Consider the following 25,540-nt stretch of genomic DNA (forward strand, 5'->3'; position numbering starts at 1 on the left):
CCGCTCCAGCACCCCGTACCACCTGATAAGAAGAATGCGAATGCGCTACCAGGGACGTCTCAGCGACTGGAATGATCACAAAGGCTTCGGCTTCGTCACACCCAACGGTGGCGGCGACCGCGCATTCGTGCATATCAGCGCATTTGCGCAGCAGTCGCGTCGCCCGCGCGATGGAGAGATCATCACCTATGCGATCGCGCGCGACGCGCAAAAGCGCTTGAACGCCACGCAAGTGCGCTGGGCAGACCGCACCACATCCATCAGAACCGAGCAGCGTCGCAGCGGCTTGCCGCGCAAGACGCTGGCTGCGTTGTCGATAGTGGCATTGGCGGCTGCCACGTTGATGCACGTGATACCGGTCATCGTGCCGCTTTGGTACGCGGCTGCCAGTCTGGTCACGCTGCTGATCTACGCGATGGACAAATCTGCCGCGCAACGCAATCAACGGCGCACACCCGAATCCAGCTTGCACCTGTTGGCTCTGCTCGGCGGCTGGCCAGGTGCGTTGCTGGCGCAGGAAATCTTCCGTCACAAATGCAGCAAGGCTGCATTTCAGATGACGTTCTGGATCACGGTCGCATTGAATGTCTGTGCATTGGTGCTGGCAGTAACCAAGACCGATGTGATGGCATCGCTGCCGACGTTGTTCGCTTGATGACAATCGACTGCGCACACAATCCATCAGCCTCGGCGTCGCACGCCCTTCTTCGATGAGCGCGTAGGTTGGCTACGCAAGATGATGCAGCAGTTCCAGCTTGCCCTTACGCATCCGGTAATGCCGCTGCACCACGCCAGGCGGTAGCGCGTCGTGGGTAATCATCACCAGGCTGCGTTCGCCGAGCGCGGCGGCCAGGTCGAGCAGCAACGCGTGACCTGTGTCCACGTCCAGGCCATCGGTGGGTTCGTCGAGCAGCAGGATCGGCGCATTGCGCAGCAGTGCGCGTGCGAGGGCGAGGCGACGCGCTTGACCGGCAGACAGCGTGGCGCCGTTTTCGCCGACCCAGGTGTCCAGGCCGTTTTGCGCGCTCGCCCATGCGCTCAAGCGTACCTGTTCGAGTACCTGCCACAGGGTGACATCGTCGGCAGCGGCGTCGCCGATGAGGAGATTCTCGCGCACGCTACCGGCAAACACTGGCGCGTTCTGCGGCAGCCAGGCGATACGCTGATGCCATTGCGCCTGCGCGACATGGCGCAGGTCGATGCCGGCGTAGCTCAGCTGCCCGGCCTGCGGATCCCATAGCCGTAGCAGTAGCGCCGACAGCGTACTTTTACCGCTGCCGCTGTCGCCGCTGATGGCGATGCGCTCGCCTGGCGCAAGGGTCAGATCGAGAGCGTGCAGTACCGGGCGCACGCTACCGGGCCACGTAAACGACACCTGCTGCAATTGCAGGATGCCAGTGCGTGGCACATCGCTTGCGTGTGCAGGATCGCGCACCGACGGCGCCTGATCGACGATGGCCTGCAAGCGCTTGGCCGCAACACGCGCGCTTTGCAGCGACTGCAACGCCAGCCCGGCACCGGCCCAGACTTCCAGCAACGCCATGGTCAAGAACACCAGACCTGCAGCCAGCTCGGCGGCGATCAGCCCGCGTTGGGCAGCGCTGAGTGCGAGCCACAGCATGCCGGCCAGCCCCGCCCCACCGCAGAGCGCATGCAGCAGGTTGCCGGCGATCAGCCGGCGCCGCTGGATACGATCGCTGTCGAGCACCGCCGCTGCCGCGGCGTCGATCTGCTGCAGCCAGGCACCTTGCGCATCGACCGCAGCAAGATCGGCCGCACCTTCCAAGCCTTCGAACGCCTGCGTGCGCAGGGCAGTACGTTGCTGCGCACGCAACTGCTCGCGCTGTGCGCCGCCGCGTGCCACCTGCCACGGCACCAGCCCACCGATCAGCACGCCGAGCACCAGCAATACGCACGCAGCGGGCAGATAGATCAGTGCGGCGGCAGCGATACCGGCCAGCCAGATGCCAAGCAACGCGGCCAGCGGTGCCAATGCGCGCACGCTGAGGCCATCGACCTCGCCAATGTCGGACATCAGCCGTGCCAGCAGATCGCCGGTGCGGGTCGCCGACAATCGCCCTGGCGCCAACGGTAAGGCGCGGCGGAAGAACCACACCCGCAGATCGCGGGCGATGCGCAGGGTGGCATCGTGGCCGATCAATTTTTCGCCGTAGCGCGATGCGATGCGCGCAAAGGTCAAGGCGCGAATGCCGGCCGAGGGCGAAAAGAAATTGAAGCCGGTGCCCATGCCGGCCACACCTGCCAGCGCGGCTGCGGTCAGGAAACTGCCGGACAGCCCCAGCAAGCCGACACCCGCAAGCATGGTGAGCAGCATCAGCAGCGCGGAGAGCAGCAGACGCCAGGCATGGCGGAGAAATATGTCGCGCAAGCGATCGGGCTGGATGCGGTTCATGGCAGTTCGGTGGTCACTGTGGCGCCGCGCAGGTCGATCGCCGTATCGGCCCAACCCATCACCGCAGCACTGTGCGTGGCCAGAAGTACCGCACGGCCACGTGCGAACACGCCCAGCGTGCGCAGCAATTCCGCTTCGGTATCCGGGTCGAGAAAGGCGGTGGGCTCGTCCAGCAGCAATACGTCCGGCTCGCGCAATAACAACCGCGCCAATGCGACACGGCGCGCTTCGCCACCGGACAGACCGAATCCGCGCTCACCGATCACCGTGTCCAGGCCGGCCGGCAGGTGCGCGGCAAAGCGCAGCACCTGTGCCGCCTCGGCCACCGCATGCAGCCGCACGTCGCTGGCCTGCGGGTCGGCCAGGCGCAGGTTGTCGGCAATGCTGCCGTGAAACAGATAGGGCCGCTGCGTGGCATAGCCGACGCGCGCACCGGGGCGTACCGCCACACTGCCCGCCTCGGGTGCGAGCCAACCGGCCAATCCTTCCAGCAACGTACTCTTGCCGCTGCCGCTGGCGCCGATCACTGCGACACGCTGTCCGGGTTCCAGCGTCAACGCGAAATTTTCGACCACCACCTGCGGCGCGCCAAGAGGACGCAGCACCAGTCCACGCGCTTGCAACAAGGGTGCATGGGCTTGTGCCGGTTCCAAGGCACGCGCAGGCGGCGCAGCGGCGTACGCGACAGGCGGCGCGAAACCTTGCAGCAAGCGCTCGGCCTCGGCTACTGCCGCCAAGGCATTCGCACGGTCGTGGTAGTGCGCGGCCAGCCGCCGCAGCGGCGCGAAGAATTCCGGTGCCAACAGCAGGCAGAACATGCCAGCACCCAGCGACGGCACACCGTGCAGATCGAGCATGCCGAGATAACTCAGGCCAAAGTACAACGCCACGATCGCCACGCTTACCGAGGCGAAGAATTCGAGGACGGTCGACGATAAAAACGCGATGCGCAGAACTTTCAGCGAGCGCTCGCGCACGCCCTCGGCGGCGGCGGCAATGCCCTGCAATTCGGCCCGGCCGCGACCATACACGCGCAGCAATCCCAGGCCTTTGAGGCGATCTGCAAAGTGTCCGCCCATGCGCGCCATTTCGCCAAGTTGTTCGCGGCCTGCGGCTTCGACTCCCCACCCGACCAGCATCATGAAGAACGGAATCAGCGGCGCGGTCAGCAGCAACACGAGCCCGACCACCCAATCGACCGAAAACACCGCGATCAGGATCAGCGGCGGCACCAGCAGCATTTCGGTGCGTGCGAGCTGGTAACCGACGAAATATCCTTCCAGCGCGTCGGTGTGCGTCAGGCTCAGTTCGCCTAGTTCGCCACTGCGTTGCCGGCGCAGCCACAATGGCCCGTGCTGCACCACGCGTCGCGCGATGCGCGCGCGCAGTTCGCGCTTGGCCACATCGGCCACCTCACCGGTCAGCGATTGCGCCCAGGCGTTGAGCATCGCGCGCCCGAGCAGCGCGACCAACAAGCCCGCACCCACGTTGCGCAACTGCACCACGCCCAGGTGCTGCACCACTACCGCCTGCATCAGCCATGCGATCGCAGCCGATTGCACGAGCAGCAACACGCCCGACAACGCCACAACCACGCCTGCACGTCGCCGCGCAGGCCTGGCCGGTGCGGCGAGCGCATCCAGCCATTGTCCGCGTTGACGGCGCTGAGCGGGCGTTTGGCTGGCTTGCACGCTGGGCTGGCTCATGTCGCTCCTGTGGAGACTGCGCATTGCACGCGATTGTAAGTCGCCACCTTCCGGCCGGGGATGGACAGTCTGACGCACCTGTTCAGGGCCGCATCGCTTTGGATCAACGCGCATGGCGCGGCAAGCGCAGATGATCGCCACGTTCCTCACCGACCCTCGACCAGGCCCACCCGCCCTGATCGACGCGACAGGTGTCGAACTATCGCGGCTGCAGTTCGCAGCCACCGCGATGTGCCACTTCATCTTTCCACCGCTCACCATGGGCCTGTCGTTCTTGCAGGGCATCATGGAGAGCGTCAACGTCGTCGGCTACGCGCTCGGCGCGGTGTTCGTGATGTCGATCAGTGCGTTTTACCTGCCACGTCCGAGCAGATCGCCCAGGCCGCCATGGACACCGTGCCGCGCGTGCTGCCGGTGCTCTGGAGCTGCCGCATCATGGCCGCTATCGGTAGCTATCTCATCGTGTTCTTCGCCGCCGCTTGCTGATTTGCGTGCAAGCACAAGGTCCAGGAAAAACGCTGGTTCCTGGCGCTGGGATTGTGGACGTTGCCATGGATCGCGATCGAATGCGGTTGGTGCATGGCCGAATCCGGCCGCCAGCCGTAGGCGGTAGAAGGCGTGTTGCCGACGTTCTACGCCGCTTCGGGCCTGGATCTGTAAGACATCCTGATAAAGCTGGTGAGTTTCGCCGCGCTGTACACCACGCTGCTGATGATCGCGATCAAGTTACTGCTGAAGACCATCAACAAAGGCCCGGATGTGTTGTTTCTACCAACACGGCCCAGCGCACCGCCCTTCGCCATGCAAGACGAGATCACTGACGACGAGTAGGTCACGGCCAATCCCAACACCTACTGAGCGCGGCGGCGGCATTGCCTGCGTTGAACTCGCCGCATCGCTCCACCATCATCTTGTTCAACGATTCAAGCAGCAGACCCATGCGGTAGTTCGCATGGATCCTGGGCACCGGGCTGGCAGCATCGGCCGCCGTGCTCAACGGTATCTGGTGCGGAGCCCACGAGCCCGAGCGTGGCGAACCGCGCCAGTAAAATAATTTCACAAGATGCTTGCCGATTCCTCCTTGCATATGTAACATACGCGGCTCCTTCGGGGTGTAGCTCAGTCTGGTAGAGCGCTACGTTCGGGACGTAGAGGTCGCAGGTTCGAATCCTGTCTCCCCGACCAGTTTAAAAACACAAAACCGGCCTCGTGCCGGTTTTGTGTTTTCAGGCGTCGTTGCATGCATGTGCGCGGCGCGGATGGTCTGTCATGTCTGTTGTCACTGCCGCGCCTTCTTCGTCCGCCCAGTTGCGTGGTCGCAGCCTGGTGCTGGCCGCAATTCTGCTCTCCGCCTTCAACTTGCGCACCGCGGTGACGTCGTTGACGCCGCTGCTGGAACGCATTGCCGACGAGTACGCCTTCGGCGCGCCGACCATGGGGGCGTTCGGCATGTTGCCGACCGCCGCATTCGCACTCACCGGCGTGGCGACGCCCGCGTTGCTGCGCCGTTTCGGCTTGCTGCGCGTTGCCCTGTTGTCGATGGCGCTGGCCACGCTTGGATTGGTGTTGCGTCCGCTGCTACCGGGCACCGCTGGCCTGCTGATCGGCTCGCTGGCGGCGTTGGCCGGCATGGGCATGGGCAACGTGGTGCTGCCGCCGCTGGTGAAGCGTTACTTCGGCGATCGCGTGGGCCGCGTCAGCACGCTGTACATCACCGTGCTGCAGGTGGGCACGTTGCTGCCGGCGCTGCTGGCAGTGCCGGTAGCCGATGCACTGGGCTGGCGCAGTTCGATGGTGGTGTGGGTGCTGCCGGCCCTGCTGGCATCGGTGGCCTGGGCGCTGGTGCACGCCAACCACCGCCGCATCCGCGTGACCGGCCCGGCGCCGGTCACGCCGACGCCCGAAGCCGAAGGCCGCGTCGCACGTACCGCGCTGGGTTGGAGCATGGCGGTGACCTTCGGCATGACCTCGCTGATCACCTATTCGATGTTCACCTGGCTGCCGACGCTGCTGCGCGAAGCCGGCGCCTCGCCAGCATTCGGCGGCACCATGCTGGCGTTGTTCGCCGCGTTGGGCATGGTCGGTGCGCTGACCATGCCGGCGCTGGCAGTGCGCATGCGTAACCCGTTCCCGATCGTGCTGTTGTGCGCAGCCTGCCACCTGGTGGCGTTCGCGGGGCTGTGGTGGGCGCCGCTGGCCGCACCGATCCTGTGGGTGACCTTGCTCGGCCTGGGGCCAAGCGCGTTTCCGCTGGCGCTGGTGTTGGTCAATCAGCGCAGCCGCACTGCGGCCGGTTCGGCGGCATTGTCCGGTTTCTCGCAAGGCGTCGGCTATGCGGTGAGCTGCCTGGGGCCGTTCCTGTTCGGCTGGCTGCACGCGCACAACGGCGGCTGGACCTCTCCGTTCGTGTTCCTGGTGATCTGCCTGCTGGTGCAGCTGGCCGCCGCCTGGGTGGCCTGCCGCCCGCAGTTGCTGGAAGACGTCTGGGCGCCGCCGACACGCGGCGCCCGCGCCCTCAACGTACCGGCAGACTGATGTAGCTGGGCTGCTCGGGAGACACATACACCCGCTGCGTGGCCTTCTGATAATCGCCGGGCTTGGCGAAGAAGACATTGGGCACGTAGGTCTGCGGATTGCGGTCGTACAGCGGAAACAGGCTGGACTGCACCTGCACCATCACCCGGTGGCCCGGCTGGAAGGTGTGGTTGGCGGTCGGCAAGCCGAACCGGAAGGCCAGCGGCTGATTGGACGCCAATGGCTTGGGCGTGCTGAAACTCTCGCGGTAGCGGCCGCGGAAGATCGCCAACGACACCGGCAACTCGTAACCGCCCATCTTCGGGTCCGACGCCATCTCGTCCGGGTACACGTCGATTAGCTTCACCACCCAATCGCTGTCGCTGCCGCTGGTGGAGGCATGCAGATGCACTTCCGGGGCGCCGGCGATCTGCAGTGGCTCGGTCAGCGGCTCGGTCACGAAGGTCAGCACATCCGGGCGTCCATCGACAAAGCGCTGGTCGTGCACCAGCCAGGTGGTCCACATCGCGCGGTCGGTAAAATCCACCGGGCGCGGCACGAACGGCACCGGCTTGGCCGGGTCGGACACGTACTCTTCAAACCCCGCCTGCCCGGCCACCGGCTGCTGGAACGACAGCTTGCCGCCGGCCTGCAGATACAGCGGTTTGCTGGTCGACGCGCAGCCCTCGGCGCAACTGCGCGGCCACGCTTTCAGGCGGTCCCAGTGGTTCTCGCCGGTGTTGTAGATGAAGACCGGCGGCGTGTCTGCCTTCGGCGCGCCATCGACCAGGTACTGGTCGAAGAACGGACGCAGCACGTCATGCCGAAACTGGCGTGCGGTATCGCCGTCGAAGCTCAGCGCACCCAACGTGCTGCCGTCGTAGTTCACCTGACTATGGCGCCACGGGCCCATCACCAGGTAGTTGAGCGTATTGCTCTTGTCGCGCGGCTCCATCGCCGCGTAACTATGGATCGCGCCCCACATGTCTTCCTGATCCCACAGGCCTTGCAGCCACATCGTGGGCACCTTCAACGGCGTACGCGCCATCACCTTGTCCAGCGCTTGCTCCTGCCAGAACGCATCGTAAGCGGCGTGTTCGGTGAGCTTGTGCCACCACGGCAACTGCTCCAGCCCCGCGGCCTTGGCGAAGTCGCCGGCCGAGCCGGCCCGCAGGAAATTGCTGTAATCATCATATCCCTGACGCGGGATGCCGGTGCCCCTGCCGCGCTTGCTGAGCTGGCTGGTGAAGTAGTCGAAGTTGACCTGGCGAAACGCACCGTAATTGAACCAGTCGTCGCCCATCCAGCCGTCGATCATCGGGCTTTCCGGCACCGCCACTTTCAACGCCGGATGCGGGTTGATCAGCGCCATCACCACGGTGAACCCTTCGTAGGACGAGCCGATCATGCCGACCTTGCCGTTGGATTCCTTGACGTTCTTCACCAGCCAATCGATGGTGTCCCAGGCATCGGTGGCATGGTCGACCTCGCTGGGATTGAGCGCGCCACGCAGCGGGCGCGTCATCACGTAATCGCCTTCGGAACCGTACTTGCCGCGCACGTCCTGGAACACGCGGATGTAGCCGCCTTCCACGAAGACGTCGTCGCCGGCAGACAGCAGGTCTTTCATATGCGGCGAGGCCAGCCGCTCGGTGCGGCCACTGGCATCGTAAGGCGTGCGCGTGAGCACGATCGGCGCGTGCTTCGCGCCCTTGGGCAGCACGATCACCGTGTGCAGCTTGACCCCGTCGCGCATCGGGATCATCACCTCGCGCTTGATGTAGTCGTTGCTGGCATCGGCAGCCACGAACGGCTTGCCGGTGATGTCCGGCGTCATCGGCGAGGTTTGCGCGCAGGCGCTGCCGGTAGCGGCGGCAATGGCGGTGGCGAGCACACAGGTGACAAGGCGGCGCATGACGACTCCGGAAGGACAGGGGCAATCGTCGACTGTAGGCAGGTGGCAGGCTGCCGGGGGAGTGTCAAAGGTCGTGGGTGGCACCTTCAGCTCGTGCGATTGTCCACAGGGCGACCGTCGGACGGGGCGCACGGTCGGCCCACGCTGGCGCATTATTTCATCAATGCGCCTTCTCGATCAGACTGCGCGCCGGGACCGACGTTCGTCTAGAAACTGATTCGGCATAGACGAAAACGATTCGCCTATCCAGTGATCGCTTCGTCTTTAATGTTGCCTCGACGTGCATCCACTCACAACATATCGTCAACATCCAGTGATTGAAGAGATAAATCATGGGTCTTTGTGGATCAGTCAACCGGGGGCATTCGGAAAGAATTACCTACACCGGCGACGCCCAAGCCACCTCACAACACACGGGCAGCAACTCGCAGGGCGCGGGAAACATCAACCAGCCCGGCGCCCAGTTGAGCGGTTTGCGTGACCTGAATCGCAGCCGCCCTTGTGCATCTTGCACGTCTCCCCGCCAGAGCGCCACATCTCCTATGTAAGATGCGGTTAGCAAAGTGTTGCTGGAGGTACGTAGAAATTACTACACACCCAATTTGAAATCGGGAAACAAGATGCGGCTCAGTCGCGGAGATGATGAAGTGTTCCGACTGATGGACGCACAGGAAGAAATCGTCAGGATGCGTAATCAGCAATACGAGGACGAGGATGTCATCGGCGTGGCAATGAGCGGAAGAGCACACAACTGCGAAGAATTGTCTCGGCTCGCAATGTACTTCCTGCAAGACCGCGGCCATGCCGCAAGGACGGGCCATTTCGGCCAAAGCCACGGCGTCGCCATGATCGGTGCCCCTTCAGGTGAATTGCCCGCGGACATGACGCAATGGGATTCGGAAATCTATATCTGCGACCCGTGGTGCAATATCGCTTGTCGCGCCAATGACTACCCACACCAGTTCGTCGAGAAAATGCACAAATGGGAGCGCGACGGCAAGCAGATTGCATATACCGCGAGCGGTTTTACCGCACCCACAGACCGCAACTGGATTGACGCAGTGCTGCGCGGAAAAAAGATCGCTTATTGATTCCCCCCCACTACCTCCAAGAACGACTGAGAATACGACATACGGATGCGGTGCCCTTACCCGCTACAAGCAAAAAAGTCGCTAGCCTCTACAGCGGCATAGCGTTGGTACGCACGCATATCGTGGCTTGCGTTACCCGGGAGGGTCGCCGAGGGTGCCGTCACAAATAAGTTTGGTCGGCACGAGGTGTATATCAGTGCCGCACCTGGCCTTCACCGCGCACCACGAAGCGCTCCACGGTCAGCGCTTCCAGGCCCATCGGGCCGTAGGAATGCAGGCGCGTGGTGGAGATGCCGATCTCCGCGCCCAGGCCCAGTTCGCCGCCATCGGAAAACCGCGAGGAGGCATTCACCATCACCACGGCCGAGCGTAGCGACTGCACGAACCGCTCGGCATTGTCGGCGTCCTGCGTGGCGATGACTTCGGTGTGGTCCGAGCCGTACTGGCGGATATGCGTCAGCGCCGTGTCCAGATCCGGCACCACGCGCATGGCCAGGATCAGATCGAGAAATTCGGCGGCGTAGTCGTCGTCGCTGGCGGGCGCGATCTCGGGCAGCACCGCGCGGGTTGCCGCATCGCCACGCAGCTCCACCTTGCGTTCGCGCAAGGCCTGCGCGGCGCGCGGAAGAAAGCGCTCGGCGATGTCGGTGTGCACCAACAAGGTCTCCAGCGAATTGCACGCCGACGGCCGCGTCGCCTTGCCATCGATCAAAAGACGCAGCGCCAGCTCGACATCGGCCGAGGCATCCACAAATAGATGGCACACACCCTTGTAGTGCTTGATCACCGGAACGCGCGCGTGCTCGGCGACGAACCGGATCAAACCTTCGCCACCGCGTGGAATCGCCAGATCGACGATATCGCTGAGCTGCAGCAATTCCAGCATGGTGTCGCGGCGCAGATCCTCGACCAGGGTCAGTGCGGCTTCCGGCACATTGGCCTCGCGCAAGGCGCGCTTTAGCGCGCGCGCAATGGCGGTATTGGAATGGATCGCTTCCGAGCCGCCACGCAGGATCACCCCATTGCCGGCCTTGATGCACAACGCCGCCGCATCGGCGGTCACATTGGGACGCGCTTCGTAGATCATCGCGATCACGCCCAGCGGCACGCGTACCTTCTGCACGCGAATCCCGTTGGGCCGGACATCGTCGCGGGTGATCTGGCCCACCGGGTCGGGTAACTGCGCCACATCGCGCAGTGCGGCAGCGATGCCGGCCAGGCGCTTGTCGTCCAGCGCCAGCCGATCGAGCATGGCCGTGCCGGTTCCCTTCGCGCGCGCCGCTTCCAGATCGCGCGCGTTCGCGACCAGGATCGCCGCGGCATCGGTTTCCAGCGCTGCGGCCATCGCCTCCAGCAGCGTACGCTTGGCCTGTGCAGACAGTTGCGACACCACCTGAGCGGCATCACGGCATTGTAGTGCGAGCGTTTTGATGGTCATTGGGGAGCCTGGATTTGGGAGTCGGGATTGGGGATTGGCAAGAGCGGGCAATACCGTTTTTTCAACGCCGGAGACCAGTGATTGGGACAAAGAGGCAACGTTCGAGAAGCGCGGTGCACATGCTGTTGCGAATCCCCAATCCCAAATCTCGAATCCCCGCTACAAAAGCACCAAATCATCGCGATGCACCACATTCTCGCCGTAACTGTAGCCGAGCACGTTCTCGATTTCGCGCGAATGGTGACGTGCGATGCGACGGATATCCACTGCCGAATATTGGCTGACGCCGCGCGCCAGACAACGTTCGCCATCGTCATTGCGCAAGCGGATCTCCACCATGTCGCCGCGACGGAAATCGCCTTCGGCGCCGGCCACACCGCCTGGCAACAGCGAGGCGCCCTTGTCGCTCAGCGCCATTGCGGCGCCGGCATCGACCAGGATCGCGCCCGCCTCCACCGGTGCGTGCCGCAGCCAGTATTTGCGTGCGGCGATGCGCGTGCGTGCGGCATGGATGCGTGTGCCGCGCAGGCGGTCCTGCGCCAAGGCGCGCACCACCTCGCCGCTGCGACCGTTGAACAGATAGGTTTCGATACCGGCCGCACCGGCTTTTGCAGCGGCTTCCAGCTTGGTGCGCATGCCGCCGGTGCCCACACTGCTGCCGCTGCCGCCAGCCATCGCCAGCACCTCCGGCGTAAGCTCGGGCACATGGTCGAGCGGCTGCGCCAGCGGATTGCTGCGTGGGTCGGCGCTGTACAAGCCGTCGATATCGGTTGCGATGAACAAGGCATCGGCATCGACCAGAGCAGCCACGATCGCGGCCAGATTGTCGTTATCGCCCAACTTCAACTCGTCTACCGAGACGGTGTCGTTTTCGTTGACCACCGGCAATGCGCCCAGCCGCAACAACTCGCCCAATGTGGCGCGCGCATTGAGATAGCGGCGACGGTTGCGCAGGTCGTCATGGGTGAGCAACACCTGCGCCACCGGGCGTTCGAAAAAGCGCTGCCACAGCGCGATCAACTGCGCCTGACCCAACGCGGCCAATGCTTGGCGTGCCGCGATCGGTGCACCGACATCGACCGCTTTCGGCAGGATGGCGCGTCCAGCCGCCACCGCACCCGACGACACAATCACCAGCTCGCGTCCCGCCGCCAGGTTGGCCGAGACGAACTGCGCCAGCCCCAATGCAAAGCGTGGCGACAGGCCACCGCCATCGGCGGCGAGCAGGCTGCTGCCGACCTTGAGCACGGCGCGGCGCCACGGCGGCAGCGCCTGCTCGGTAAAGGGCGACAACGCGCTGGCAGCGGTGCTCATGGCGGCAGCATGCTCAGTGCGTGTTCCACTCATACACGCTCAGTGCAGAGGCATCGCGCAACACCAGCGGGTCGCGCGCAACGATCTGCTGCGCGTCTTCCAGACTGGCAACATTGACCAGCACATATGCGCCCCCGCTGCGATCGCTGAAACCACCGGTCAATTCGAGCTGCCCGGCGGCGCGCAGCGCGTCGAGAAACTCAAGATGCGGCTGCACCACATCGGCAGGAAAATCCGGCTTGCGCAGCGCGAGCACCAAATAACGTGTCTTCATCAACCTGCATCCTTGTTGCGCACCGTCGCAGGCGTGCGTTCGGCACGACCGTGCGGTGCGGAAATCACCAGAAAGCGCGCTTCCACGTCCGAGAGGTTGTGCACTTGATGCGTGGAGCCCGGCGGCACGTGCAAACTCTGCCCGACTCGCAACACATGGTGTACGCCATCCAGCTTGAGCATCACCTCGCCGGCCAGCACATACAAGAAGTGCCGTGCACGGCTGTGCCGATGGCGTAGTTCTGACGCACCCGGGGGCATGTGCTCTTCGAGCACGCTGAGATTGGGATCGCGCAACAGGTGCCAGCCGTCGCAGGCTTCGCCCCAGGTGTAGTGTTCTGCAGTGTCGGTGCTGATGACGGCCATCAGCGCACTCCCTCCCAGCGGGCTCGCAACACGTCCAGTTGCAGGTCGGCTGCGGCACCGGGCGAGACGCGTGCAGCCAGACTGCCTTCCGGCGTGCGCCCCTGCCCCGCAGTGTCCGACGCTTCGGCAGCCGCCTTGTAGGCATCGCGGAACGGGACGCCGGCCACGGCGGCTTCCACCGCCACATCGGTGGCATACATGCCCGAATCGATGGCGGCGCGCAGCTTGTCCGGGCGCCATTCCAGATTGGCCAGCAAGGCCGGCAGCAGTTCCAGCGCTGCAAGTCCGCGGCCGAAGCCGTGCACGATCGCACCCTTGCTGCTCTGCAGATCGCGGTGATAGCCCGACGGCAGCGACAGCAGCTGTTCGATCTCGGTGCGCGCCGCTGCCACGCTGGCGTGCGTTGCACGCATCAGCTCGATCACGTCCGGGTTGCGCTTGTTCGGCATGATCGAGCTGCCGGTGGTGTACTGCGCCGGCAACGCGACGAAGGCGAATTCGCCGCTGGTGAACAACGACAGGTCCCAGGCGATGCGGCGCAGATCCAGCGTGGCGCTGCCCAGCGCTTCGAGTGCGGCCAGTTCGTATTTGCCGCGCGAGAGCTGGGCGTAGATCGGCGACACCTGCAAGCGTGCAAACCCCAGTTCGGCGGTGGTATGGGTGCGATCCAGCGGCAGATTGACCCCGTACCCGGCGGCGGTGCCGAGCGGGTTGCTGTCCACCAGTTGCAATGTGTCGGTGGCGCGCACCGCGTTGTCGATGAAGGCTTCCGCCCACCCTGCCCACCACATGCCGGCCGACGATACGACCGCCCGTTGGATGTGCGTGTAACCGGGCACCGGCAGCTCGGCCTCGGCCTGCGCGCGATCCAGGGCGACCTTGGCAATCTCCGCGCTGAGCGTGGCCACCCGCTGCAGTTTGTCCTTCAACCACAAGCGCGTGGCGACCAGAATCTGATCGTTGCGGCTACGGCCGGTGTGGATCTTGCGGCCGGCATCGCCCAGACGCTGGGTCAATCGCGCTTCGATGGCGGAGTGACAGTCTTCGTATTGCTCATCGAGCACGAATGCGCCGCTGCGAAAATCCGCTGCCAACAGATCGAGTTGTTCGCTCAAGCCATCCAGCTCCTGCAGCGACAGAATGCCGATGTGCTGCAGTCCCTGCGCGTGCGCCTTGCTGGCGGCGATGTCGTACAGGAAGAACTCGCGGTCCAGGATCACATCGTCGCCGGCCAGGAAACTCTGGATCTTGGCGTCGACAGCAACGCCGGGTTTTTGCCACAACAGGTTGGTCATCGGAAAGCGTCTCGAAATGGATTGTCCGGTTTGAAGCCCGCACATGGATGCGCAGGCTCTTGCGAGGGCATCGACTCAACCAATGGCGGTCAGCTCGTCCCAGCCCAGCGCCAGGTTGAGGTTCTGCATCGCCTGCGTCGCCGCACCCTTGAGCAGGTTGTCCAGCGTCGCCACCACCACCACGCGCTTATTGCCCGGCGCCAGCGTCACACCGCCGATCTGCACACCGTGCTTGCCGGCGATGCGACTCACCCAGGGCGCTTCATCGACGATCTCGATCAACGACTCGTCGGCATAACGCTGTGCATAGCGCGTCTGGATCTGCTCGCGCGTCAGCGGCTGCTGCAGCCACATGTTGACAGTCATGGTGATGCCGCGGAAATGCGGCGCCACATGCGGCATGAACTCCACCGGCACGCCCAGCTGCGCAGCGACCTCGCGCTCGTGCATGTGGTTGGTCAGCGCATACGGCATCAGGTTGTCGGCCAGCAGCTCGGGGTTGTTCTTGTCCGAGGGCGTGGTGCCCGCACCCGAATACCCGGACACGCCGAAACACTGCGGCGGGCCGGCCAACTGGTCGAGTAAGGGCGCGATGGTCAGCTGCATCGCGGTGGCATAGCAGCCCGGGTTGCTGATGCGTCGCCGCCCGGCGTAGTTGCCGCGCGTCAGTTCCGGCAAGCCGTAATACCAGGCCGGATCGAAGCGATAATCGGCCGAAAGATCGATCACCCATGTCTGCGGTTTCGCGGCGTCGAGCGCAGCGACGAACGGCGCTGCCTTGCCGTTTGGCAGCGCCAGGATCACCACCTCGGCAGCCTTGGCGGCGACTGCGTCGGCATCCAGGCTCTCGTACCGCAACTCTCCCTGATAGGCATCGTTGTGCTCGGCCACGCGCTGCCCAGCCAACTCGCGCGAGGACACGAAGCTCAACTGCAGGTGCGGATGCGCCGCCACCAACTTGATCAATTCCGAGCCGGTATGGCCGCGGGCGCCGACAATGCCGATGGTTGTTGTTTGAACAGTCATGCGTTTGCTTCCAGGCGGAACTGCAGGTGGCGTTTCACCCCAGCCCATTCCGTATCGATGATGGAGAACACCACGGTGTCGCGTGGCGTCCCGTCGGCGTGGCGGGTGTGATTGCGCAGCACGCCGTCCTGTTTTGCGCCCAGCCGGGTGATCGCCGTGCGCGAGGTGTGGTTGAACCAACTGGTCTCGAACACCACGCTCAAACAGCCCAACGTTTCGAAAGCGTGCTGCAGCAGCATCAGCTTGGCTTCGGTATTGACACCGCTGCGCTGCACGCGCGGTGCGTACCAGGTGTAGCCGATCGACAGCCTGGGCACTGCCGTGTCGAGCGCGTAATAGCGCGTGCAGCCGACGATCTCGCCGGCCGCATCGCGCACCACGAACGGCAACGCCGCGCCATCGGCGCAGGCGGCCAAGGCTGCAGCGAGATACGCGTCGACCTGTTCCGGCGCAGGCACGCTGGTGTACCACAGCCGCGACACTGCACCGTCGCCCACTGCATCACGCAATCCATCGGCATGTTCCGCCTGCAACGGTTGCAGCGTCGCATGCTGTCCACGCAAGGTGGGCAGTTCGCGCCAAAGCGGTGGCAAGGCGGCGGTCATCGCAGTCAGCCCAGCAAGGTCGGCTGACGCGTCGCGCAGTGCGCAACGCAATGCTGGATCTGCTCGAAATTTTCCAGCCCGTACCAGAACACTTTCCACTTCTCCTGCTTGATGCAGCCGTCGGATTCGGCGTAGTAGAAGATATTGACCTGATTGTTGTGACGCGAGCGCCAGAACAGTTGCGGGGTCTCTTCGCGCATCACATTCCACACCGCCCGGCCAAGGCCTTCGCCCTGCGCGTCGTCGAGCACGGCGAACTTGTCCAGATACGTCAGCCTGCCCGCACCGAACTGGCCTTCGTCGGTGAGGATGACCGCCGCGCGATAGTTTTCGCTGACATACGCGCGCAGCAGTCTGGTGTTGCTGAAATAGTCCGGCACCAGGGTGCGGCCGAAGCTGGATTCGATCAGCGATGTGAGCCGTGGCAGATCCAGTTCGTCCCATGCGGTTGCGCGCAGCACGCGCTCGCCGCGCCGCACCAGCGTGCCCGACCCCTTGTGGGTGAACAGTTCCTTGGCCAGATCCGCCGGCCGGGTGATCGACACCGACGATTCCAGCGGCAGACGGTCGAGCAAGTCCTTGATCTGCTCGATCTTCACCCGCATGCCGCCGTTGATCCATGGCTGCTGCATCAGATGATCGAACTCGGTGGACAGGTTGATCGAATCGATCAACTTGCCATCGGCATCCAGCAGACCGCCGGTGCCGGTCAGGAAAATGATCTTGTACGGCTGCAGTTCCTGCACCAGCTCGTTGGCGGCAAAATCTGCATTGACGTTGAGGATCTGCCCGCTCGGGGTTTCGCCCAGGCTGGTGATCACTGGAATCGAACCGGCCTGCAGGCTGGCTTCGATCGGCGCCAGATTCACCGCCTTGACCTCACCGACCAAACCATAGGTGTCGCGGTCCAGATACTCGGCCTCGAACACGCCACCGGTGATGGAAGTGGCGCGCGCACCGTTCTGCTGCAGCGCTTCCACCAGCTTGAGGTTGGAGGCCTGGAACACCTTGCGCACGATTGCCAATGCTTCCGGCGAGGTCACGCGCAAGCCGTTGACGGTCTGCTTTTCGATGCCGGCTGCAGACAGCTCCGCATCCAGCTGCGGGCCAGCGCCATGCAGCACGATCGGGGTCAAGCCCACTTCCTGCAGAAACGACAGCGACGACGTCAGCGCTTCCAGATCGTCGCGCAACACCGCGCCGCCGACCTTGACCACCGCGAAGCGTTTGGCGTCGAGCTGCGAAAACCGCTTGAGGTACTGGCTGATTTCCTTCGCGCTGGCCATGCTCGAAAGCAGGCGCACGATGGTCTGGCGGGTCTGTTTGTGGGGCTGTGCTGGGAGGGACATTGCCGTGATCGAAGGAGGAAGGAAGCGCCAGGCGCAAGGGTCGGTTTAGTGCGAGCCGTCGATGATGCGATGCACCGATTCGGCATAACGCTGCAGTTGTTCCAGCGTCACGAACTCATCGGCGGTATGCGCCTGGGCGATATCGCCAGGACCATACACCAGCGCGGTGTAGCCGCCAGCCGAAAACAACGAGGCCTCGGTCCAGAAGTCCACTGCGTTGCCGATCGGCAGGTCCAGCGCGTCGGCGACATCGCGTGCGGCCAGACGGCGTTCTTCCGCACGCGCGATGTCGCCCGACGGCAGGCTCGGCCCGCGAAAGGTTTCTTCGAAATGCGCTGCCGCAGGATCGGCAAAGCCGGCAAAGGTGGCCAGCAAGCCGTCCACGTCCATCGACGGCAACGGACGAAAGCCGAAGCGCACTTCCGCCGCCGGCGCGATCATGTTGGCCTTGATGCCACCCTCGACACGGCCGATGTTGAAGCGCAAGCCAGTCAAACCGCCGAAGCGTGCATGCGCCAGCGACTCGACATGATCCAGCGCCTTGCCGCCCCAGCGCATCGCCTGATGCAAGGCGCTTGCTGAAGGGTCCTGCTTGCCCGAGGCATGCCCGGCACGCCCGGCAAAGCGCATCAGCACCGAGCTGATGCCACGATGCGCCAGCACTGCTTCGCTCATGGTCGGCTCGGCGACCAACACCGCTTCATACGGCAATCCACGCGCCAGAAACGCCGCAATACAGCGCGGATCGTTGGCTTCTTCGTCGGAGGAAAACAGAAACGCCGCATCGCCGTCACCGCCATTGGCCGCGGCCACCAGCGCCGCCGCAGCGCCCTTGATGTCGCAGACACCCAGCCCGATCACGCGATCTTCGGTGCGCCGCATCACGTGCGGCTTGGCACTCCAGTGCGGCGAATCCGGCACGGTATCCAGATGCACATTGAACAGGTATTTCGGCGTACCGCGCACTGCGTACAAGCTCACCGCCCCGGCGCCATGGTCGATCACCTCGACCTGAAATCCCGGCAGCTGCGCGCGCAGATAAGCGAAGATGCCGCCTTCGGCAGCGATCGCACGCGGCGGATTGCGGGTGTCGAAGGACACCAGCGTTTCCAGGTGCGTGAGGGTGGATGCGAGGAGATCGGTCATGTCAGTTCGATCAAGGGTCCGAAGCAGCAGCTGGATGAAAACGTGCAAAGCACCGAGGTACGCAAACGACTCATAAATCACATCGAAGCCAACCCTTCTCCCTCCGAGAGAAGGTGCCCCGAAGGTGCGGATGAGGGTGCGGGCGAAGCTCCCGACTGTTGAACTGCACGAGGCTTCGCTCGTACCCTCACCCCAACCCCTTTCCCGCTGGGAGAGGGGCTTTAGATCCTCAGCGATTCACCTGGGCATACAGCGTGGAGCTCATGCCGAACAGCTTGATGAAGCCTTCGGCCTCTTCCACGCCCCAATCCGCCGACTGCGCATAGGTCGCGCCCTTGGTGTTGAGCAGGTGCGGCGAACGCACGGCCACCGCATCGACGCGGCCGCCGCGGGTTTCCAGCGTGACTTCGCCGTTGACCTTGGATTGCGAGGACTTCAGGAACGCCTCGAGATCGGTCTTGAGCGGGTCGTGATAGAAGCCTTCGTACACCAGCTCCACCCACTTGCGCGCCACGTCAGGCTTGAAGCGGTTCTGCTGCTTGGTCAGCACGGCATCTTCCAACGCACGATGTGCGGTCAGCAGCGAAATCAGTCCAGGCGCTTCGAACACGATGCGGCCCTTCAAGCCGATCACGGTGTCGCCGGTGTACACGCCACGGCCCACGCCGTACTGCGCGAACAAGGTGTTGAGCTTGGCCAGGATCTTGGCGCCCGGCAGCGGCTTGCCGTCCAGTGCCACCGCTTCGCCTTCGACGAACTTCAAGGTCACCGTCAGCGCTTCGCTCGGCCACGCGCTGCGCGGCGCGCACCAGCCGCGCGCACCCTCGCCCGGCGCTTCCCAGCGGTCGATTTCGCCGCCGGACATGGTCAGGCCCAGCAGGTTCTCGTTGATGGTGTAGGCCTGCTGCTTGGCGCGCACGCCGAAGCCGCGCACTTCCAGATACTTCTGCTCGTAGGCGCGGGTCTGGGTGTGTTCTTTCTGAATTTCGCGGATCGGCGCGACGATCTGGTAATCGCCCAGCGCCTTCACCGCCAGGTCGAAACGCACCTGATCGTTGCCCATGCCGGTGCAACCGTGCGCGATGATGCGCGTGCCCAGTTCTTCGGCGCGCTTGAGCGCGGCATCGACGATCAGATAACGGTCCGACACCAGCAGCGGGTACTGGCCCTGGTAGCCCTCGCCCGCCCACACGAACGGCTTGACGAACCCTTCCCAGATCGCCGGGCCACCATCGACGGTGACATGGCTGGCCGCACCGAGCTCGGCGGCACGCTTCTCGATGAACTCGCGCTCTTCGGCATCCACACCACCGGTGTCGGCGAACACGGTGTGCACCGCGTAACCGCGCTCCTGCAGATACGGAATGCAGAAACTGGTGTCCAGGCCACCGGAAAAAGCGAGAACGATATCTTTGGTGCCGGGAATCGGGAATTGGGAATCGGGAATGGCGGAAGCGGCGCTCATCATTGTTCCTTGGTACGTAAATGTGGGGGCGAAGGGTGTTGCTGTTGCGATTCTCTATTCCCGATTGCCGATTCCCGCTTGCGAAGCAAGCGCAGCCATAATCGCCTTCTGCACATGCAGGCGATTTTCGGCCTCGTGGATGGCGATGCAGTTGGGCGAATCCATCACCGCATCGGTGGCCTTGACGTTGCGACGCAGCGGCAGGCAATGCGAAAACACGCCGTTGTTGGTCAACGCCATCTTGCGTTCGTCGACGATGAAATGCTGGTGCTGATCGCGGATCGGCTTTTCCGGTTCCCAGTTGCCGAAGAACGGCAACGCGCCCCAGCTCTTGGCGTACACGACATCGGCGCCGGCGTAGGCGCTGTCGATGTCGTGGCTCACCTGCAGCGAGCCGCCGCTTTCGGCCACGTTCTGCGCGGCCCAGTCCATGTAGCGCTGATCGAGGATGTAGTCCGGCGTCGGGCACAACAAGGTCACGTCCATGCCCATGCGCGTGGCGATGGTCAGCGCCGAGTTCGCCACCGCGGTGTTGAGCGGCTTGGGGTGATAGGTCCAGGTCAGCACATACTTCTTGCCGCGCAAATCCGGCGTGCCGAAGTGTTCCTGCAGCGCCAGCGCATGCGCTAGCTCCTGGCATGGGTGGGTGATCGTTTCCATGTTGATCACCGGCACCGGCGAATACTTGGCGAAGCTCCTGAGCACCTGGTCTTCGCGGTCCTTGGACCAGTCGACGAACTTTGGAAACGCGCGCACGCCGATCAGGTCGACATAGCGGCCGAGCACGCGCGCCACTTCAGCGATGTGCTCTTCGGTGTCGCCATCCATCACCGTGCCCAGGTTGAACTCGATCGGCCACGCATCCTTGCCTGGCTGCAGCACCACCGCATGCCCACCCAGCTGAAACGCGCCCAGCTCGAAACTGGTGCGGGTGCGCATGGACGGGTTGAAGAACACCAGCGCGATCGACTTGCCCTTCAGCTCGCTTCCCAGCTTGTTGCGTTTGAACAACGCGGCCTGGGTCAACAGCGCGTCCAGTTCGGCGCGACTCCAGTCCTGGGTGTTCAAGAAGTGCTTCAGTGACATCGATCGATCCTTTGCTGCGTGCTTCTGCTGCGTGGTCCGTCAGGAGCGACGGGATGCGCGACATGCGCGTTTCTTGCGGTTGAAACTTTTGTGATGCCTAAACGAAAAAACCCAGCCTGTGGGCTGGGTCTTCAACGTCGGAACAGCAAAACGCCCCGGCTTACCCAGCGAAAATGTGGGATTCCGGTCGGCGGGCACGCGAGGTCATGCCGGACGCCATCCGGGCGGCGCTGGTGTCGTGCTGAAAGGCGTTTGCTTGCATAGGGCGCGAATCCTCGCACGCATACGCGTAAGGCGCAACCGCCATGCGTGTCAGCGCGGCGGCGCGACGCTGGCGTCGGGAATGTATGGAGTCACCGAGACCCGGATCCGCAGCCGGTTACCCGGATCTTCCGGCAACCGCGAGCGGTATTTGGTGCCCTTGTAGACGTAGTCCACGTCGAAGGCGATCGGCCGGCGGAACTCACGCGGCACTTCCACGACCTTGCAGTTGCGCCGCGTGCTGGTGGGCGGCACTGCCGCCGGCGTGGCCGGCTCGGGCCGACGCGAGAACATCTCCCTGACCGAGTCCACCACGCGATTGATCCGCCCCTCGTCCTCGGCCGCAGCGGCGGCAGACTGTGCCGCCTGTTCGGCTTCGCATTGTTCTTCGATCCGGTTGGCGCGCAGCGTCTGGTAGACCGGTTCGACGTTGAGCACCTGCGCGTAATCCAGTTTCACGTTCTCGATCACCACCACCCGGTTCTTGGGATCGGACTCTGCCGCATGTGCCGGGACTGCTTGCCAGGCAAACATGCACAGCAGCATCAAGAACGGGGAAGGTCGCATCAGTACCAGGAAGGCGCAGCCAAGCAGTACGTAAGTGTATGGAGCTTGCGCCCGCATGGGCTGAACGCAGCCCATCCGGTCGATGTTGTCCTGCTGACAATTCGCCGACGCGCCGCAACGGGCTAGAATCGCGCGATTGCCATTTTTCGGATGCCGATGAGCCTGCGCCTGCACAACAACCTGACGCGGCGGGTCGAGCCGTTCGTGCCGCTCGATCCGTCCAGCCCTACCCTGTATGTCTGCGGTCCCACCGTCTATAACTACGCGCATATCGGCAACGCCCGCGGCCCGGTGGTCTTCGATGTGCTGGCCGCGTTGCTGCGCCGTCGCTACGGCGCGCTGCGCTACGCGCGCAACATCACCGACGTGGACGACAAGATCAACGCTGCCGCGCAAGCGCAGGGCGTGCCGATTTCGACGATCACCGACCGCTTCGCCGCGATCTACCGCCAGGACATGGCGGCGCTCGGTGTGGTGCCGCCGGATATCGAACCGGAGGCCACCGCGCATATCCCGCAGATCGTGGCGATGATCGAGCAGCTGATCGCCAACGGGCATGCCTACGCCGCAGAAGGCCACGTGCTGTTTTCGGTATCCAGTTTCGACGGCTACGGCAAGCTCTCACGGCGCGACCCGGACGAAATGCTGGCCGGCGCGCGTGTGGACGTGGCGCCATACAAGCGTGACCCCGGCGACTTCGTGCTGTGGAAGCCCTCCAGCGACGAGCTGCCTGGCTGGGACTCGCCCTGGGGTCGCGGCCGCCCGGGGTGGCATATCGAATGCTCGGCGATGGCCGCGGCGCATCTTGGCCCCACCATCGACATCCATGCCGGCGGCGTGGATCTGCAGTTCCCGCATCACGAAAACGAGATTGCGCAAAGCGAGTGCGCGCACGGCGGCGCCACCTTCGCACGCGTCTGGCTGCACAACGGCATGCTCAATTTCAGCGGCGCGAAGATGAGCAAGTCGCTGGGCAATATCGAAACCGTGCACGAGCTGATCGCCAGGCACCCGCCCGAAGCGCTGCGCTACGCGCTGTTGAGCGCGCACTACCGCCAACCGCTGGATTGGTCGGATGGCCTGATCGAGCAGGCCAAGAACACGCTGGACCGGTTGTACGGCACGCTGCGGGATCTGGCCGCATTGGAAACCGAAGGCGGCAGCGACGTCGAGAGATCGAAGACGATTCCTGCCGAAGTGGAGTCCGCTCTGGATGACGACCTCAATACACCGCTCGCCTTGTCCGTCATCGCAAGCATCGCGTCGGAAGCGCGCGCGTTGCGCAGCGAACTGCTGCACAGCGGCGAACCCTCAGCGCGCATGACCGAACTGCATGCGGTGCACGCGAAGTTGCTGGGCGCCGGCATGGCATTGGGTTTGCTGCAACAGGACCCGGCGGCATGGTTCTCGCGCGGCACCGACGCCAGCGACGACGCGCGCATCACCGCATTGGTGGAAGAACGCAGCGCGGCGAAAAAAGCCAAGGATTTCGCCCGTGCCGATGCCATCCGCAAGCAACTCGCCGACGAGGGTATCGTGCTGGAAGACACGCCGCAGGGCGTGCGCTGGAAGCGCAGCTGATGTGTCCTTCTCCCACATGGGAGAAGGTGCCCCGAAGCGGTGGATGAGGGACGCGGAACACCTGTGCAGCACGGCTTGACGCCCGACGACGCGCCGTACGCGCATCATTCGGGAACCACACGCCTTGCGCCGTTGCCTGACGGCCTCGCCCGTCCACCCAAATCCCCGCTTCACGCCCCGGCCCGCGTGCCAGTCGCGCGACTACCGTGCCTTCTCTCCTGTGGGGAAGGGGCTATCACCGAATTGATCCTGGATGTCAGATGACCATCTCCCCCTTCCCGCTAGAGCCGACCGCCACCGACGCGCAGGCCGCCATTGCCGAAGAATTCTCCTTTTTTGGCGATTGGTCCGAGCGCTACCAGTACCTGATCGACCTGGGCCGCAAGTTGCCTACCTTCCCCGAGCAGTGGAAGACCGAAGAACACCGCCTGCATGGCTGCCAGTCGATGGTCTGGATCGTGCCCGAAGGCAATGCCGAGCGGCTGGATTTCCATGCCGTCAGCGATTCGGCCATTGTCTCCGGGCTGATCTATCTCGCGCTGCGCGTGTACTCCGGGCGTAGTGCGCAAGAGATCCTGGCGACGGAGCCGGACTACATCGCCGGGATCGGCCTGGCCAAACATCTGTCGCCGACCCGCAGCAACGGCGTGGCCGCGATGCTGGCCTTCATCCGCGACACCGCGCGCGCGCAGCAGTGAACACGCCGACACCCTCGCCCACTGATTCGCTGCGCACGCTGCTCGCCCATCCGGGCTTCGGCCTGGTGCTGTTGTACCGTGTGGCGGCGATGCTGTCTTACCAGATCGTTGCGGTGACGGTCGGCTGGCATATCTACGAAATCACCGGCAATCCGCTTTCGCTCGGGCTGATCGGCCTGGCCGAAATCCTGCCGTTCTTCTGCATCGCCCCGTTTGCCGGCTACCTGGTCGATCATCTGCCACGCCGTCAGCTTGGCATGGTCACGGCGCTGGGCCTGGCCGCCACCTCGCTGCTGTTGTGGGCGATCACGCAAGGCTGGCTGCCGGTGAAAGGCGTATGGCCGATCTATGCCGCCATCGCGCTGACCGGCGCGGCGCGCTCGTTCCTGTCGCCGGTCTACAACGCCTTGTTCGCACGCGCGCTGCCGCGCGAGGCATTCGCGCGCGGCGCCAGCATCGGCAGCGTCACCTTCCAGGCCGGCATGGTGATCGGCCCGGCGCTGGGCGGCGTGCTGGTCGGCTGGGGCGGCAAGGGACTGGCGTACGGCGTGGCCGCCAGTGTGGCGATGCTGGCGATCCTGGCGTTGGCGCTGTTGCGCGTGGAAGAACCCATCAACGACGGCCCGCGTGCGCCGATCTTGCGCAGCATCGCCGAAGGCGCGCAGTTCGTGCTGTCCAACCAGATCATGCTGAGCGCGATGGCGCTGGACATGTTTTCAGTGCTGCTCGGCGGCGCGGTGTCGATGCTGCCGGCCTTCATCCACGACATCCTGCACTACGGCCCGGAAGGTCTGGGCATCCTGCGCGGGGCGCCGGCGCTGGGCTCGATCATGGTCGGCGTGTGGCTGGCGCGGCACCCGCTGCAGCGCAATGCCGGGCGCGTCCTGCTGCTCTCGGTCGCCGGCTTCGGGCTATGCACCATCGCCTTTGGACTGTCGCGCCACTTCTGGCTGTCGGCCGCGATCCTGCTGGTGTACGGCATGTGCGACGGCGTCTCGGTGGTGGTGCGTCAGACCATCCTGCAGTTGGCCACACCCGACGCCATGCGCGGCCGGGTCTCTTCCATCAGCGGCATTTTCATCGGCTCGTCCAACGAGCTGGGCGCGTTCTACGACGGCGTGATGGCACGCCTGCTCGGCTTGGTGCCGGCGGTGGTGATCGGCGGCTGCGTCACCCTGGGCGTGGTCGCCACCACCGCCTGGAAGGCGCCGCGCCTGCGCACGCTGGATCTGCGCGATTTGCAGTGAACTGCGTGACCGCGTGATGGCCCGTGCCGACTGCGCCGGTGCCGTATCATGGCTTTTCGTACGGCGGGCAGCGGCCACGTGGCTGTATTGCAGCTGCGCACGCCGGCGTCACGCCACTGCGCGCGAACCGCCCATACGCTGGCGCAACAGATCAGACGAGCATAAAAAAACCCCGCACGTGGCG

The 25,540-nt window shown here is 64.3% G+C and carries 23 protein-coding genes, 1 tRNA gene and 2 pseudogenes; 10 read left to right on the forward strand and 16 right to left on the reverse strand.

Features of this window, described 5'->3' with window-relative positions; translation table 11 throughout:
- Positions 1 to 40 precede the first annotated feature (40 nt).
- The gene (locus tag XBLMG947_RS14995; protein ID WP_065469444.1) at positions 41 to 655 is read left to right on the forward strand and encodes a DUF1294 domain-containing protein; all 615 of its coding nucleotides are present in this window, start codon (positions 41 to 43) and stop codon (positions 653 to 655) included.
- A gap of 72 nt (positions 656 to 727) precedes the next feature.
- Here the strand turns inward: XBLMG947_RS14995 and cydC are convergent, their stop codons facing one another.
- Together cydC and cydD are read right to left on the reverse strand one after the other, a co-directional pair.
- Positions 728 to 2,413: a thiol reductant ABC exporter subunit CydC gene (cydC, locus tag XBLMG947_RS15000; RefSeq protein WP_065469445.1), complete on the reverse strand. Its 1,686-nt coding sequence runs from the start codon at positions 2,411 to 2,413 to the stop codon at positions 728 to 730.
- Positions 2,410 to 4,143 (reverse strand): thiol reductant ABC exporter subunit CydD, encoded by a 1,734-nt coding sequence (gene cydD, locus XBLMG947_RS15005; RefSeq protein ID WP_065469446.1) that lies wholly within the window; start codon positions 4,141 to 4,143, stop codon positions 2,410 to 2,412. Before cydD ends, cydC begins: the two co-directional genes overlap by 4 nt.
- Positions 4,144 to 4,249: 106 nt before the next feature.
- Here cydD and XBLMG947_RS24135 point away from each other — a divergent pair.
- Positions 4,250 to 4,411 (forward strand): annotated as a pseudogene (locus tag XBLMG947_RS24135) (cytochrome ubiquinol oxidase subunit I); the annotation flags it as partial.
- Positions 4,412 to 4,476: 65 nt separating this feature from the next.
- Positions 4,477 to 4,950: pseudogene (locus XBLMG947_RS23715) on the forward strand (cytochrome ubiquinol oxidase subunit I); the annotation flags it as partial.
- Between the two features lies 1 nt (position 4,951).
- Here XBLMG947_RS23715 and XBLMG947_RS23720 read toward each other — a convergent pair.
- Positions 4,952 to 5,116, reverse strand: coding sequence for a hypothetical protein (locus XBLMG947_RS23720; protein WP_245228207.1), 165 nt, complete (start codon positions 5,114 to 5,116; stop codon positions 4,952 to 4,954).
- Between XBLMG947_RS23720 and XBLMG947_RS21735 the strand changes: the two genes are divergently transcribed.
- From XBLMG947_RS21735 to XBLMG947_RS15025, 3 genes are all read left to right on the forward strand, one after another.
- Positions 5,076 to 5,168, forward strand: coding sequence for a cytochrome bd-I oxidase subunit CydX (locus XBLMG947_RS21735; RefSeq protein ID WP_245228210.1), 93 nt, complete (start codon positions 5,076 to 5,078; stop codon positions 5,166 to 5,168). The two genes, XBLMG947_RS23720 and XBLMG947_RS21735, sit on opposite strands and share 41 nt — an antisense overlap.
- A gap of 59 nt (positions 5,169 to 5,227) precedes the next feature.
- Positions 5,228 to 5,304 (forward strand) — tRNA-Pro (locus XBLMG947_RS15020).
- A gap of 123 nt (positions 5,305 to 5,427) precedes the next feature.
- Positions 5,428 to 6,654 carry a CynX/NimT family MFS transporter gene (locus tag XBLMG947_RS15025; protein ID WP_065469448.1) on the forward strand — a complete coding sequence of 409 codons (1,227 nt, stop codon included), beginning with the start codon at positions 5,428 to 5,430 and terminating at the stop codon, positions 6,652 to 6,654.
- Here XBLMG947_RS15025 and XBLMG947_RS15030 read toward each other — a convergent pair.
- The gene (locus XBLMG947_RS15030) at positions 6,635 to 8,548 is read right to left on the reverse strand and encodes a CocE/NonD family hydrolase (RefSeq protein WP_065469449.1); all 1,914 of its coding nucleotides are present in this window, start codon (positions 8,546 to 8,548) and stop codon (positions 6,635 to 6,637) included. The genes XBLMG947_RS15025 and XBLMG947_RS15030 overlap by 20 nt on opposite strands.
- Positions 8,549 to 9,111: 563 nt before the next feature.
- Here XBLMG947_RS15030 and XBLMG947_RS15035 point away from each other — a divergent pair.
- On the forward strand, positions 9,112 to 9,639 hold the full coding sequence (locus tag XBLMG947_RS15035) for a hypothetical protein (protein WP_245228209.1): 528 nt from the start codon (positions 9,112 to 9,114) through the stop codon (positions 9,637 to 9,639).
- Positions 9,640 to 9,832: 193 nt separating this feature from the next.
- On the opposite strand, the gene XBLMG947_RS15040 is transcribed toward XBLMG947_RS15035, so the two are convergent.
- From XBLMG947_RS15040 to XBLMG947_RS15095, 12 genes are all read right to left on the reverse strand, one after another.
- Complete coding sequence (locus tag XBLMG947_RS15040) at positions 9,833 to 11,077, reverse strand: glutamate-5-semialdehyde dehydrogenase (protein ID WP_065469451.1); 1,245 nt, start codon at positions 11,075 to 11,077, stop codon at positions 9,833 to 9,835.
- A 159-nt stretch (positions 11,078 to 11,236) separates the two neighbouring features.
- A complete protein-coding gene (gene proB / locus XBLMG947_RS15045) occupies positions 11,237 to 12,391 on the reverse strand; it encodes a glutamate 5-kinase (protein WP_065469452.1) in 1,155 nt (384 codons plus the stop codon).
- A gap of 13 nt (positions 12,392 to 12,404) precedes the next feature.
- Positions 12,405 to 12,665, reverse strand: coding sequence for a YciI family protein (locus XBLMG947_RS15050; RefSeq protein ID WP_065469453.1), 261 nt, complete (start codon positions 12,663 to 12,665; stop codon positions 12,405 to 12,407).
- Positions 12,665 to 13,030, reverse strand: a complete 366-nt coding sequence (locus tag XBLMG947_RS15055; RefSeq protein WP_065469454.1) for a cupin domain-containing protein — start codon at positions 13,028 to 13,030, stop codon at positions 12,665 to 12,667. The genes XBLMG947_RS15050 and XBLMG947_RS15055 overlap by 1 nt, the downstream gene beginning before the upstream one ends.
- Positions 13,030 to 14,325 carry an argininosuccinate lyase gene (locus tag XBLMG947_RS15060; protein WP_065469455.1) on the reverse strand — a complete coding sequence of 432 codons (1,296 nt, stop codon included), beginning with the start codon at positions 14,323 to 14,325 and terminating at the stop codon, positions 13,030 to 13,032. The genes XBLMG947_RS15055 and XBLMG947_RS15060 overlap by 1 nt, the downstream gene beginning before the upstream one ends.
- A gap of 75 nt (positions 14,326 to 14,400) precedes the next feature.
- Positions 14,401 to 15,351, reverse strand: a complete 951-nt coding sequence (gene argC / locus XBLMG947_RS15065) for an N-acetyl-gamma-glutamyl-phosphate reductase (RefSeq protein WP_065469456.1) — start codon at positions 15,349 to 15,351, stop codon at positions 14,401 to 14,403.
- The gene (locus XBLMG947_RS15070) at positions 15,348 to 15,956 is read right to left on the reverse strand and encodes a GNAT family N-acetyltransferase (protein ID WP_065469457.1); all 609 of its coding nucleotides are present in this window, start codon (positions 15,954 to 15,956) and stop codon (positions 15,348 to 15,350) included. Before XBLMG947_RS15070 ends, argC begins: the two co-directional genes overlap by 4 nt.
- Before the next feature lie 5 nt (positions 15,957 to 15,961).
- Positions 15,962 to 17,305, reverse strand: a complete 1,344-nt coding sequence (locus XBLMG947_RS15075; protein WP_065469458.1) for an acetylglutamate kinase — start codon at positions 17,303 to 17,305, stop codon at positions 15,962 to 15,964.
- A 45-nt stretch (positions 17,306 to 17,350) separates the two neighbouring features.
- Positions 17,351 to 18,451, reverse strand: a complete 1,101-nt coding sequence (locus tag XBLMG947_RS15080; protein WP_065469459.1) for an acetylornithine deacetylase — start codon at positions 18,449 to 18,451, stop codon at positions 17,351 to 17,353.
- A gap of 229 nt (positions 18,452 to 18,680) precedes the next feature.
- Positions 18,681 to 19,919: an argininosuccinate synthase gene (locus tag XBLMG947_RS15085; RefSeq protein ID WP_425479290.1), complete on the reverse strand. Its 1,239-nt coding sequence runs from the start codon at positions 19,917 to 19,919 to the stop codon at positions 18,681 to 18,683.
- Between the two features lie 51 nt (positions 19,920 to 19,970).
- Entirely contained in the window at positions 19,971 to 21,002 is a 1,032-nt protein-coding gene (locus XBLMG947_RS15090) for an N-acetylornithine carbamoyltransferase (protein WP_065469460.1), read from the reverse strand.
- 312 nt (positions 21,003 to 21,314) lie between these two features.
- Positions 21,315 to 21,809, reverse strand: coding sequence for a hypothetical protein (locus XBLMG947_RS15095; RefSeq protein ID WP_065469461.1), 495 nt, complete (start codon positions 21,807 to 21,809; stop codon positions 21,315 to 21,317).
- Between the two features lie 177 nt (positions 21,810 to 21,986).
- Here XBLMG947_RS15095 and cysS point away from each other — a divergent pair, with 177 nt between their 5' ends.
- The 3 genes from cysS to XBLMG947_RS15110 all read left to right on the forward strand — a co-directional run bounded on the left by cysS (position 21,987) and on the right by XBLMG947_RS15110 (position 25,356).
- Positions 21,987 to 23,411, forward strand: a complete 1,425-nt coding sequence (cysS, locus tag XBLMG947_RS15100) for a cysteine--tRNA ligase (RefSeq protein ID WP_065469462.1) — start codon at positions 21,987 to 21,989, stop codon at positions 23,409 to 23,411.
- A gap of 260 nt (positions 23,412 to 23,671) precedes the next feature.
- Complete coding sequence (locus tag XBLMG947_RS15105; RefSeq protein WP_065469463.1) at positions 23,672 to 24,109, forward strand: SufE family protein; 438 nt, start codon at positions 23,672 to 23,674, stop codon at positions 24,107 to 24,109.
- A complete protein-coding gene (locus tag XBLMG947_RS15110) occupies positions 24,106 to 25,356 on the forward strand; it encodes an MFS transporter (RefSeq protein WP_065469464.1) in 1,251 nt (416 codons plus the stop codon). The genes XBLMG947_RS15105 and XBLMG947_RS15110 overlap by 4 nt, the downstream gene beginning before the upstream one ends.
- The last annotated feature ends 184 nt before the right edge of the window (positions 25,357 to 25,540 follow it).

Origin of the sequence: Xanthomonas bromi (genome assembly GCF_900092025.1) — a bacterium.
GTDB lineage: Bacteria > Pseudomonadota > Gammaproteobacteria > Xanthomonadales > Xanthomonadaceae > Xanthomonas > Xanthomonas bromi.